9 protein-coding genes are annotated in these 12113 nt (G+C 54.4%); all 9 read right to left on the bottom strand.

The window, feature by feature from the left end:
- Window positions 1-3 precede the first annotated feature (3 nt).
- On the bottom strand, window positions 4-1053 hold the full coding sequence (locus tag JOD20_RS02665; RefSeq protein WP_204753781.1) for a DUF11 domain-containing protein: 1050 nt from the start codon (window positions 1051-1053) through the stop codon (window positions 4-6).
- Between the two features lie 258 nt (window positions 1054-1311).
- The gene (locus JOD20_RS02660; protein WP_204753780.1) at window positions 1312-3492 is read right to left on the bottom strand and encodes a glutamate mutase L; all 2181 of its coding nucleotides are present in this window, start codon (window positions 3490-3492) and stop codon (window positions 1312-1314) included.
- Window positions 3493-3511: 19 nt separating this feature from the next.
- Window positions 3512-4177, bottom strand: a complete 666-nt coding sequence (locus JOD20_RS02655) for a hypothetical protein (protein ID WP_204753779.1) — start codon at window positions 4175-4177, stop codon at window positions 3512-3514.
- On the bottom strand, window positions 4174-8700 hold the full coding sequence (locus tag JOD20_RS02650; protein ID WP_204753778.1) for a zinc ribbon domain-containing protein: 4527 nt from the start codon (window positions 8698-8700) through the stop codon (window positions 4174-4176). Before JOD20_RS02650 ends, JOD20_RS02655 begins: the two co-directional genes overlap by 4 nt.
- Before the next feature lie 12 nt (window positions 8701-8712).
- Window positions 8713-9378: a hypothetical protein gene (locus JOD20_RS02645; RefSeq protein ID WP_204753777.1), complete on the bottom strand. Its 666-nt coding sequence runs from the start codon at window positions 9376-9378 to the stop codon at window positions 8713-8715.
- Window positions 9379-9390: 12 nt separating this feature from the next.
- Window positions 9391-10161, bottom strand: a complete 771-nt coding sequence (locus tag JOD20_RS02640) for a DUF6754 domain-containing protein (protein ID WP_054536786.1) — start codon at window positions 10159-10161, stop codon at window positions 9391-9393.
- 110 nt (window positions 10162-10271) lie between these two features.
- Window positions 10272-10529 (bottom strand): hypothetical protein, encoded by a 258-nt coding sequence (locus JOD20_RS02635; RefSeq protein ID WP_204753776.1) that lies wholly within the window; start codon window positions 10527-10529, stop codon window positions 10272-10274.
- Entirely contained in the window at window positions 10516-10977 is a 462-nt protein-coding gene (gene dtd / locus JOD20_RS02630) for a D-aminoacyl-tRNA deacylase (protein WP_204753775.1), read from the bottom strand. Before dtd ends, JOD20_RS02635 begins: the two co-directional genes overlap by 14 nt.
- On the bottom strand, window positions 10949-12100 hold the full coding sequence (locus JOD20_RS02625; RefSeq protein ID WP_204753774.1) for a PIN/TRAM domain-containing protein: 1152 nt from the start codon (window positions 12098-12100) through the stop codon (window positions 10949-10951). The genes dtd and JOD20_RS02625 overlap by 29 nt, the downstream gene beginning before the upstream one ends.
- Window positions 12101-12113: the final 13 nt, after the last annotated feature.

Here is a 12113-nt window from a genome sequence, read left to right as displayed (position 1 = left end):
TGATTAAGCTTCGCTCCGGCGGCGACTGACCATGAGCAACAGCCCGCCGCTGATTGCCAAGCCCAAACCAAGCCAGAAAATCCACGATGCTTGGCTCGGAGCGCTAGTGTCGGGCAAGCCAACTGGGGCGCTGCGATCAACCGCAATCGCAACTGGATTGCTGGGCGTGGTTGAAGAACCACCGCTGCCATCGCTGGCAACTGCTTCAGCAATGTTGATGCCTTGTTGGCCGCTGGTCGTGCCAGCTCGAATCTTGGTGGTAATCACAATCGTGACGCTTTCGCCAGCAGCCAAATCACCAACGCTGACCTTGACAGCTTGGCCAGTGGTGGTTGCGCTACCCTTGCTGGTTTGCACGCTGACAACTTCCAAGAAATCGAGAATTCGGTCGTTGACCACCACAGCGGGAGCGGTTGTGCCGCCAGTGTTGCGCACCACAATTTTAAAGCTAATCAAATCGCCAACTTTGCCACTTGCGGGGCTAGCCGACTTTTCAACCACCAATTTTGGCCCGCTTGGGGCTTGGGTTGGCAGCGGCGTAGGTGTGGCGGTCGTATCGCCGCCAACCGTGATGGTCACGACATTACTTGATGAGCTTGAACCGCTAGCAGTATTCACAATCGCCACGTTTTGGCCGATGGTGCCAGCCGCAGTGCCAGCCCGAATTCTGGTAGTAATGGTTAATGTTACCGATTCGCCGCTGGCTAAGGTGCCAACATCGGCGCGCACCTCTTGGCCGCTGAAACTGGCAGTGCCTTTGCTACTGCTTGCGCCAACAACTTCCAAGAAATTAACCACGCTATCGGTAACGACCACGTTGGTTTGGGTTTGCGGCTGATCGTTGGTGACATTGATCGAAAAAGTTACCGTATCGCCGGGCAAGCCATTGCTTGGGGTAACGGCTTTGGTAATCGGCAAATCGAAATCAGGAGTTGGGGTTGGGCCTGCGGTTTGACCATAGGCACGCCATGCGCCGTCAAAGCCAAAGAGCGCCAAACCCAAGCCGAGGACACAGAAAATAGATCCCAGTACCCGCGTGAGGCGTTTGTGCATGGCTTGCTCCTTCTAAGCTAGAGTGAAAAAGGGGGAAATGACAATACTTTACAAACAGCAATCTAGCGCTTTAGAATGGCATAAATGCCAACAATCAAGCTCTTTGCGCAATGCTGTGAACTATCGATCAGCATAACACGCGCCAGCAAACGCTGTCAAACCCTTTTGGCGCAGAAGTTTTGATCCTGTGGGGGATTTTTAGCGGGATTAAACGCAGGGCAGCCAGCTTAACCAAAAGCTGGCCGCCTTACAATTGGCTTATTTACGGCGGAAAAAGCCACGCTTGGGTTTGTTTTGTTCTTCCAACTCGCTGCGCAAGGCGCTAAAGTCGGCGGGCGCAACTGGTTGCGAAGCTTGGCGTTCCCCTAAATCCAACACTGGCTCGCTATTGACTGGTACATCAAGGCCGCTCAGCCAATCGGGCAATGGTTCTTCTACCCCAAATTCGCTTGGCGCTGGCATTGCCAGATCGTTGGCGTTCTCGCCTTCTTCGCGCAGCCAATCGGGAATCGCGTTTGGTTCCTCGCGCTCTGGCAGCATTTGGGCTGGCGCTGGCGCAGGTTCAGGAATGCGGCTAATTGCCGGAATTGGCTCAAACGCTGGCAGCGGTTGCTCATCAGATTGGGGCGCATATGGATTAAGTCCATCAACCACACCCAATTGATTGAGCCATTGCCATTGTTGATTGCGGCTTTGCGCGTCGCTGTTGCGTTGGGCTAAAGGCCGAGGCCGTGCGTCAATCACCAAGCCAAGCGTACTGCCGGTAATCGCTGCCAAGGCAGTTTCGACCACTTCGCCTGGCAAATTTGCGCCAATTTGCACTTGCTTGGTTGGGCGCAAGCGCAGGGTTGCCCGTTTGCCGTGGGCCAATGGCAAGCGCCGAATCTCGCCATGGTGAATTTGGATAATGATTGGCGCGCCACTGACTGGCACAAGCTCCACTTCAGCCACTAAGTCGCCCAAGCGCAACGAGCTATTGATCAACAAATAACTGGCCAAGGCTCCATTGCGCAAAATATCTTGTTCGAGCAAGCAAAAACTTGCATCAGGATACTTCCAGGCGGTTGCGCCAGCCAGCGCCAGCAACCCATCACGATCGAGGTAAATATCGCTAATCAACAAACTACGATCGCGATATTGTTGCAAGCGCCCGAAATCAAGCCCATCGACAAGGCTCAACAATGCTTGGGCTGGGTGAATGGTATGCGCCAAGGGGCCGCCAGTGGCAATAATCAAATCGCTGGCTAATTGCGGCTGTTCATCAAACAGATCATTTGAGACAACCCGCAACGCTTCGCGCACCAAGGCTTGTTCAATCAAGAGATCTTCACGATCGATTGGCACAATTTGCGGGCGAATCAGCCTATTGAGCATATGTTCGCGCAAGGCCGAATCGCTCATTTCAAAGGGCAGCCAACGGGTGATATTGCCAGGCCCAGCTTGATCAACCAAGCCAGCAATCCCATAAGCTGTGCCACAATTGGTTTCAACGGTGATATGCAATTGCGTGCCATCGGAAGCATAGCCAGCGCTAGTCATCGCGCCAATATCCACAATCAAGGTATTGCGGCCATGATGTTTGGCGATAAAGCGCACCAATGGCCCAAAACCATCGCTGGTAGAACGCACAAAATCGCTGCTCATAGCGCGCATGCGGTTGAAGCTTGGCAATTTTGGCAGCACCCGATCGTTGTAGGAGCGAATTAATTCCAAGCGGGCTGGCATCAATTGCTCAACCCCAATTGCTGGCAGCACATTCGAGGTTGCGGTAATCGGCGCAATCGTTGAAAGCGCATCCTCGATGCCAGGGTAGGCGGCGGTATTGCCAGCAAAAATAACGTGGGCAAACTCGCGCGAATTGATTTGTTCGAGCCGCAACACGGTAAAGCCAAGCATGTGGGCCAAACGCTCAAGCGGCGCGGAGTTGCCGCCATCGATGCCGCCAGCCATCAAGACCGTGGCAGCTGGCAAGCGCACCAAATTGGCTAATTGATAGTCAATCCAGCTTTCGCCTTCGGCCAAATCGGGGTCGCCATATTCATCGAGCGTCACCATATCGAGCACGGTGGTATAGCTCGAACGGGCCACCCGCCGCAAACTAGCGCCAGTGGTATCATTCGAAATCGCCGCCAGCACAATCGGCAAGGTTCCGGCGGCGCTAGTGCTGACCACCATGCCATCAACGCCCGAGCCATCAGGGCGATGCGGAGTCATCAAACCATCAACATGGGCAATCGCGCGAAAGGTCAGTTGCTCAATTTCGCGAATTGCGGTCAAAATTCCTTGCCAAGCATCGGCAATTGGTGGCTCTAAGGTTGAGAGTGCTTGGGCACGACCCAACAAGCGATACTCGCCAGCAACCAATTCGAGCAACGCCACATGGGTAAACAACGTGCCAATATCAACGACAAGCAGTGCAGCAGGATCAGCGGTCGTCATATCAATCCTTTCGCAACCCCTAAGAGATCACGCCTATTTGCCGCAGCAAAAACTGGATTCGATCAATCAAGGCTGATTGATAGGTGATCAACGTAGCGGCAAAGACCGCCCCCAAACTTAGCAAGAGCCACATCCGACCGACTTTTGCCACCACGCTTGGTTTGAGTGTTTCGCTATGATCAGCGGCTTCTGGCGTTGCGGCCTTGCTAAAGCGAAACGACAGCAAGACCAAGACAACCCCAATCACCAACACAAGTTTGCCAAGGGCTACGGCTAAACTGCTGCCATCGGTAAAACTCGTAACCGAGAAGAACGATGATTGTAATTGGGGCAGCAATGTACCGAGAATGGTGCCAGCAATCGCAATTGCGGCGGCAACCCCAAACAACAGCGCCAATGGCACGTTGGCCAGCCACGAAAGCTGTTGGGTGCGCAAACGGGTCAACAAGAGCAACCCAACCAGCACTGGCACAATAAACAAGGCTGTGCCAACGCTATCGGGATTATCGATCATATCGCCGCTTGGCACGATAAACACGGTTGTAACGACCACAGTTAGGGTATAGCCAAGCGCCAAACCAACAAACAAATATTGGCTGAAGCGAAAGAGTGGATTTTCGCCAAATGCCCGGCTGAGCACAATTAATGTCAAGCCAAAGGCGATCCAAGGGCCAAGCGTTGTCACAAGCTATTCCTCTTTCCACGGATACGCCGTTGCAACTGAAGCACCCCGCCCACCAGCACCACCAGAATCGTGGTGATCATGCCCAAACTCAGTGCGTTGATCGAGCCATTACTCGTCGTGTCGATCGAACGCAGCGCCGTATACTGCTGCTCGCCAACTAAACCAGCAGCAGTATAAATCGCCGCTTGGTTGCCGTTGACGTTAACATCAACATAAGGTTGAATTTGAGGCAAAACTTCGTTTGTGGTTAAAATTGCCACAGGCAAAGATGGTTCACGTGACCAGAATTGTTCCATCCAGCGCTGAACATCGCTTGGCTCATCAGCAACCACAATCAACAGATCAAGATCTCTGGTGGTGGTAATGCGCGGTCGATCAAGCTGATTATTCGAATTGAGCTTCGACATAATGCGCAACAAATTAACGTCAGCACCTTCGCGATTTTGCAAAAGATTGGCAATTGTACCGCGCAAATTACTGCCAAGCTGCGCAATCCCAACTTCGTTGCCTTTGACCCAACCAAGATTCAAATATTCGGCACCTTCGCCAGTGTAGCCTGTCGTTGGATCGATGATTGGAAATTGGGCGGCCCGTTGGCTCGCAAGCAAGCTGCCTTCAGTATCGGTCGAAAGCAACAGCATTGGCACTTTGCGATCGATCAAATGTTGGGCGATTGATTGTTCGAGTGGCCCCAACTCGGCGTTATGGCGTAAATCGCCTTCATAGGCAATTAGCACGCGGCTTTCGGGGTTGAGCGTTTCAACATAATTGTAGAGATCGCTGGTATTACCGCCAATCGTCAAGGCTTGCGTATTGATCGCAAGCAGATTCGGCACGAGCAGCCCAACAACCAAGCTGAGCAACATCAAGATTGCCACAATTCGCTGAGTGCCAATGCGTTGCCACCATGGCGGTGTTGCAACAATTGGTGCTTCAGCTGGCTCGGGCAGTGGCTTCGTAACCAAATCTTGCAGCAAGTGCATGGCCGAAACCCGCTCAGGAGTTCGGTTCAGCAAGGCAGGCGGAGCTTGATCGAGCAAGCGGCCAGTTGTTGCAGCGTTTGCCGCAACCACAGGCTCAGGCTCACCTAAGACTCGTAGCCAATCGGCTGATTCAGCGATAGTTGGAGCCGCATCTGGCTCAACAACAGGAGTTGATTCTTCTTGCTTACCTGTCTGACGCAACCAAGCAGGCAAATCAACACTACCCAACAAACCATCATCTTGCGCAGATTGAGCTGGCTCATCATCCAATAGCCACGAAGGTGTGTTGCCAGGAATACTTGGCGCAGCAGTTGCTGGCGTAGCAGGAATCTCAATATCTAAATCATCGCGCAACCAAGCAGGCACATTTGCAGCTTCAGCCTTTGCGCTGGGCGTTTGCGGAATGCTCGGCTCAGCCTTGGTTGGTGGAACGATCGGCGTTACATCGTCTTGCAACCAAGCAGGTACATTGCTAGCAGCGCTATCCAACCGAACGGTTGGCAGATCCTCTTGCAGCCAAGTTGGCAAGCCTGCTGCTTGATTATCAAGCTTGACGGTTGGCGCTTCTTCATGCATCCAATTGAGCGAATCAGTTGGTGCAGCCGCAGGCGGTGTTTCAAGATCATTGAGCCAAGCAGGCACATTCGGATCTTGCTCATTTGAGTCAAGTTTGATAGTTGGATTCACAGGCGGTAGGTCTGCAACATCGGCCTGCAACCACGACGGAACATCGCCGCTTGCTGGTGGCGCTGCATTCAAATCAGCTTGCAGCCACGCCGGTACATCCTGCTCCGTGCTCTCAAGTTTGACCGTCGGACTTGCTTGGGGAACATCAGCCAAGTCGCCGCGTAACCACGCCGGCACATCATCGCCCGCATTTGCTGCTGGTGGCGTTGCCGGAGCATCGGCCTGCATCCACGATGGCACATCGCCGCTCGCTGCTGGAGCCGTTGGCGCTGCATCAGCCAGATCGCCGCGTAACCACGCTGGCACATCATCGCCCGCACTTGCCGCTGGTGTTGGTGGCGTTGCCGGAGCATCGGCCTGCATCCATGCTGGCACATCGCCGCTTGCTGCTGGTGGCGTTGGCGCTGCATCAGCCAAATCGCCGCGCAACCACGCCGGCACATCATCGCCCGCACTTGCCGCTGGTGTTGGTGGCGTTGCCGGAGCATCGGCCTGCATCCATGCTGGCACATCGCCGCTCGCTGCTGGTGGCGTTGGCGCTGCATCAGCCAAATCGCCGCGCAACCACGCCGGCACATCATCGCCCGCACTTGCCGCTGGCGCTGGTGGTGTTGCCGGAGCATCGGCCTGCATCCACGATGGCACATCGCTGCTTGCTGCTGGAGCCGTTGGTGGCACATCAGCCAAGTCGCCGCGTAACCACGCCGGCACATCCTGCTCCGTGCTCTCAAGTTTGACCGTCGGACTTGCTTGGGGCACATCACTCAAATCGCCGCGTAACCACGCTGGCACATCATCGCCCGCACTTGCGGCTGGTGTTGGTGGCGCTGCCGGAGCATCGGCCTGCATCCATGCTGGCACATCGCCGCTCGCTGTTGGAGCCGTTGGCGCTGCATCAGCCAAATCGCCGCGCAACCACGCCGGCACATCATCGCCCGCACTTGCCGCTGGTGGCGCTGCCGGAGCATCGGCCTGCATCCATGCTGGCACATCGCTGCTTGCTGCCGGAGCCGTTGGTGGCACATCAGCCAGATCGCCTCGCAACCACGCCGGCACATCATCGCCCGCACTTGCGGCTGGTGTTGGTGGCGCTGCCGGAGCATCCGCTTGTAACCACGACGGCACATCGCCGCTCGCTGCTGGAGCCGTTGGCGCTGCATCAGCCAAATCGCCGCGCAACCACGCCGGCACATCATCGCCCGCACTTGCCGCTGGTGGCGTTGCCGGAGCATCGGCTTGTAACCACGACGGCACGTCGCTGCTCGCTGCTGGAGCCGTTGGCGCTGCATCAGCCAAATCGCCGCGTAACCACGCCGGCACATCATCGCCCGCACTTGCTGCCTGCGGTGCTGGTGACGCTGCCGGAGCATCCGCTTGCATCCACGACGGCACATCCGCGCTCGCTACTGGAGCCGTTGGCGCTGCATCAGCCAAATCGCCGCGTAACCACGCGGGCACATCATCGCCCGCACTTGCTGCCTGCGGTGCTGGTGACGCTACCGGAGCATCGGCTTGCATCCACGACGGCACATCGCCGCTCGCTGCTGGAGCCGTTGGCGCTGCATCAGCCAAATCGCCGCGTAACCACGCCGGCACATCATCGCCCGCACCTGCGGCTGGTGGTGCTGCCGGAGCATCCGCTTGTAACCACGAGGGTACGTCGCCCGCACTTGCGGCTGGAGCCGTTGGCGCTGCATCAGCCAAGTCGCCGCGTAACCACGCCGGCACATCATCGCCCGCATTCATTGCCGGCGATGCTGCTGGTGAAGGTGTATTCAATGGTGCTGTTGCTGGTTTTAGCCAAGGTGGAACATCATCGCTTGGGCCAGCAGCATTTAAATCGACATCAGATAGTTGGACAACTGGTGGCTCGGTATCAAAATCTTTAAGCCAATCGGGCAAATTGCCTGTTCCGGCGCGGCGTGCAATAACTGGTTCATCGTTATCTTCAGCAAATGATGCAATACTTGGCGGCGGTGCAGGCTCGCTCGGGCGTAATTGCTGCAACCATGCGGGCATTGGTTCTTCATCAGCACTTGCTGCTGGCGTTGGTGCTGCTGGCGGAGCTGATTCAACTGTACCTTGCAACCACGACGGAATATCATTACTTGCCGCTGGCGTTGGCGCTGCTGCCGGAGCCGATTCAACTGTGCCTTGCAACCACGATGGAATATCGTTGCTCGCCGCTGGCGTTGGCGCTGCTGCCGGAGCCGATTCAACTGTGCCTTGCAACCACGATGGAATATCGTTGCTTGCTGCTGGCGTTGGCGCTGCTGACGGAGCCGATTCAACTGTACCTTGCAACCACGATGGAATATCATTACTTGCCGCTGGCGTTGGCGCTGCTGCCGGAGCCGATTCAACTGTGCCTTGCAACCACGACGGAATATCGTTGCTCGCTGCTGGCGCTGGAGCCGCGGGAGCATTCGAAGGCGCTTGGAGATCTGAGAGCCAATTTGGCAATGGTTGCTCAGGACTTGGCGTTGCTGGCAATGGCTCATCAGCTGGAATTGCGGGTGTAGTTGCCTGCAAATCGCGCAGCCATGGCGGAAGCTCCTCGCTATTAGCAGGAGCAGCGTTTTGGGCTGGTGGTGGCGCAGCCGACTCTTGCAACCAAGCAGGAATTGCTTCGGCACTTGGAGCGGCTGGTGGCGCAGGGCTATCTTCTTGCAACCACGGTGGGAGGCTCGACGTGCCACGTTTGGCTGGCACAACGGTTTGTTGTTGATCAAGATCCTGAAGCCAAGGCGGTAAATCGTTGCTAGCAGTTGGCGCGACGGCCAAAGGTGCTTGACATTGGCTACAAAATTGGCGATCAGGAGTATTGGGCGTGCCACAGCGAGGACAATTCATTGAGGCCGCCTCCTAGCGATCCAAATATGGGAGGTCAATCCCAAGTAAGATGCGAATACTGGCAACGATAGCGCCAATTGCCGACCCAAAGATGAGGCCGCGCAGGCCAGCCATCACAATGTAGCGTTGAATCCAGCCCAAGCTTTCGCCCAAATAGGGCAGCCCAGCCAGCACTGGCAATTGCAACACCAGAAAGAGCAAGGCAACGCTCACCACAATAATAGCTTCGCGTTGGCCAGCCCCAAAGGCATGAATCGCCGCAGTTAAACCAAAAAATGTCAGCAACGCCAAGAGGCTAATGCTGATTGGGGCATAGACCCAGCGGATCACATCTTGAAACAAACCAAGTTCCAAGACATTGGCGCGGCCTTGGGTGCTATAGCCATACACGGCTAAGGCAGGCGGAATAATTACCCCCAACAGCAAGGCAATGCTATACCAGCGTTTGGGATCGGTTGAGGCTAAGCGTTTAATATGATGAATAATAACATTGGTTGAACCAGCAATTAATGCAAAGGCAGCAATTACCGTTGCCCAATTGAGCAAAATTTGGCTACCATTGGCAATACTGCCAATCCCAGGAAAAAGCCGATCAATTAAAACGAAAATACCGGCAACGCTGCCGATCAAAATAGGAATTAAGCGCTTTGGATTGCGGAGCAGGTCAATTCGACGCATCCCACCCATCCTTTATCTAGGCAGCAATGGAAAATCTTGTGGCAAGATTGCTAATTGGCCTAAAGAAACCAAAATGATTCCAAAAATAATGATCCCAATAATGACCGAACGCAGGACATCATGGGTTAAGATGCGAGCAAAGCCCAATGGTGTTGGGGCAATATAGGCCTCGGCGGCATAGATTTCCTCACCCAACAACGTGCCATTGGCAGTAAGCAAGGCTGCGGTTAGGGCTTGCTGATCAGTCGTGCCAGCAATTTGCAAAATATTATTGGCGCGGCCTGGCTCGGCAAACAACAAGTAACCTTGTTCAAATGAGCCAACCGTAATGCTGGCTTCCATTGGTTCGCTGGTAACGCGATTACTTAAGCCAACTGAAAAGGCAATTGGATCATTTGCGGCCAGCATTTGAATCAGTTCGGGCCGATAATCTTCGCTGTAGCCAGCATCGCGATAGGCGCGCCGAACCGTGCCGCGTAGCGCCAAATGGGCAATTGGATCGCCGCTTGAGGCCGAAATACCCGCTCCACGCCGCGCTGCAATGTCGGTGATGCGCTGGGCCAAAACCAAACCAGCTAAAGTTTCTGGGTTGATTGTTGAGCCATCAAGCGAGCCACTGCCAGGCGAAACGTGAATTGGCTGGCCAGTTTCAGCAGCCCGCGCCAAAGCGCTATTGATCAGGTCAATTGGGGGAAGAGGGCGGCGGTTGATCTTACGTCCACCAGTAACTAGCCGTGCATACACAAAGGGCAAGGCAATTGCTAGGGTTAAGATGAGTGACACGACAAGAATCTCAAAAGGAGACACGGGTTGGCCCTCACAACAGACACAGATTGCAGCAAGTAGGCTACTAGGCGTAATTGCGCTGAGTGTAGCCCATCGTTAATGCTTTGTCAACTTTCTAGGGCATTCAGATGCTCAATTAAGCGTTGCCAACTAGCCTCTGTTTCTAAGGCATTGGCATAGCTTGCGAGCCTCTGTCGTAGCGGGCTGGGCACAAATGCTTGGCCAAATAAACACAGCTGGCTCAAAACAATGCTGGCAACATGGCCCGATCGCAGGAACAATTGGGCTACGCCGTTGAGCCGATGGCGATGCAGGCTTTGCGCCAATTGAACCAAAACCTGCTCTGCCTCATCAGCCTCGGCCATGCTGCCACTCCGCTGTATCCAAAATAATCGTCACCGGCCCGTCGTTGATCAGGTGCACCTGCATTGCCGCGCCAAATTGGCCGCTGGCGGTTGTAATACCTTGCTCACGACAATAGGCAATAAACTGCTCGACCATCGGCTCAGCCAAGGCTGGCGCTGCTGCGCCAACAAACGATGGGCGGCGGCCTTTGCGGGTATCAGCGTAAAGTGTAAATTGCGAAACCACCAATAATTCGCCGTGACAATCGATTAACGAACGATCAAAGCGATCTTGATCATCGGGGAAGATCCGCAAATTGAGGATTTTATCAGCCAGCTTGCGCAAATCGTCAGTACTATCGCTGGGGCTAACTGCCAGCAGCACCAAAAGGCCAGCGTTAATCTGGCCAACCATCTGCTCGGCAACGGTGACGCTGGCACTAGCTACGCGCTGGATAATTGCCCGCATCGTTTTTGCCCCCGTAAAATGCCCCAGCACTGCCCATGATGCGACCAAAGACCATGCGGCCCCGATCGTTAGTCCAAACCCGACTGACGATCACCCGCACTTCATCGCCAATCCGTTCGCGCGCATCTTCGACCACAACCATTGTGCCATCTTCGAGATAGCCAATGCCTTGTTCGCGCTCGCGGCCCTCTTCACGCACTTTCACGACCAACATTTCGCCAGCGCCAACTGGTGGGCGCACCGCATCGGAAAGCACATTTAAATTGAGCACCTGCACGCCTTGCAATTCGGCAACTTGGCTCAAGTTTTTGTCGTTGGTAATCAAGGCATGGCCATCTTGCAAGGCCAAAGTGACCAATTTTTGGTCAACTCCACGTGCATTGGCAATATCTTCGTTGGGCATTTCAAGCCGCAATTGGTCATCTTTGCGAATTTCTTCGAGCATATCGAGGCCACGTCGACCACGCATACGCTTCATATCATCGCTCGAATCGGCCAACAGCTGCAATTCATTCAAGACAAAACGTGGCACCACTAAAATGCCATCAAGAAAGCCACTGCGCACAACCGCCAAGACCCGGCCATCGATAATCGCGCTGGTATCAACCAAACAGGTGCGGCGCATTGGCACAGCTTCTTTAACCGGACGCGCTTTGGCAGTTTGCAACGAAACGCTAAAGTTAGCCAAGTTTTTCTTTTGATAGTCAAAACCTAGCACACAAAAGTAGATTGCCAAAAAACTAGCAATTGCTGGCAAATAATTGCCGAGTAACCCAGGCAAATTGCTCAGTGGAATCGATAATAATGCGCCAATTACTACGCCCAAGAGCGTGCCCAAGCCCAAAGCTATCAATTCTTGAGCGCTACTCTTACGCAAGCGTTGATTCACATTGCGAATGGGGTATAAGATCATGCGATGGGTAATTAACAAGCCCAAGCCAGCCCCCGAAAGGGTGAGCAATTGCATTGCTAAAATTTCATCTTCGGTAGCGGGATTGCTAGCGGAACGTGAGCTAAAATACCAACCAACATAGCCCAACACGATCATGCCTAAAATTCGAATCCAAAAATCAATGCTAAGTAAGCGATTTCTGTTGACAGGCTTTTTTTCCGAAATCGTCATAAATCTCCTCGTG

This window comes from Herpetosiphon giganteus, assembly GCF_016907925.1.
In the GTDB taxonomy this organism is placed as follows: domain Bacteria; phylum Chloroflexota; class Chloroflexia; order Chloroflexales; family Herpetosiphonaceae; genus Herpetosiphon; species Herpetosiphon giganteus.
Note: the sequence above shows the minus strand (reverse complement) of the source record. Positions and strands in the feature narration are given on the sequence as shown.

Bases quoted from the DNA above. Each gene is read 5' to 3' on its own strand.
- JOD20_RS02650 (WP_204753778.1), bottom strand. From the start codon at position 8,700: ATGAATTGTCCTCGCTGTGGCACGCCCAATACTCCTGATCGCCAATTT.
- JOD20_RS02660 (WP_204753780.1), bottom strand. From the start codon at position 3,492: ATGACGACCGCTGATCCTGCTGCACTGCTTGTCGTTGATATTGGCACG.
- dtd (WP_204753775.1), bottom strand. From the start codon at position 10,977: ATGCGGGCAATTATCCAGCGCGTAGCTAGTGCCAGCGTCACCGTTGCC.
- JOD20_RS02665 (WP_204753781.1), bottom strand. From the start codon at position 1,053: ATGCACAAACGCCTCACGCGGGTACTGGGATCTATTTTCTGTGTCCTC.
- JOD20_RS02625 (WP_204753774.1), bottom strand. From the start codon at position 12,100: ATGACGATTTCGGAAAAAAAGCCTGTCAACAGAAATCGCTTACTTAGC.
- JOD20_RS02635 (WP_204753776.1), bottom strand. From the start codon at position 10,529: ATGGCCGAGGCTGATGAGGCAGAGCAGGTTTTGGTTCAATTGGCGCAA.
- JOD20_RS02645 (WP_204753777.1), bottom strand. From the start codon at position 9,378: ATGCGTCGAATTGACCTGCTCCGCAATCCAAAGCGCTTAATTCCTATT.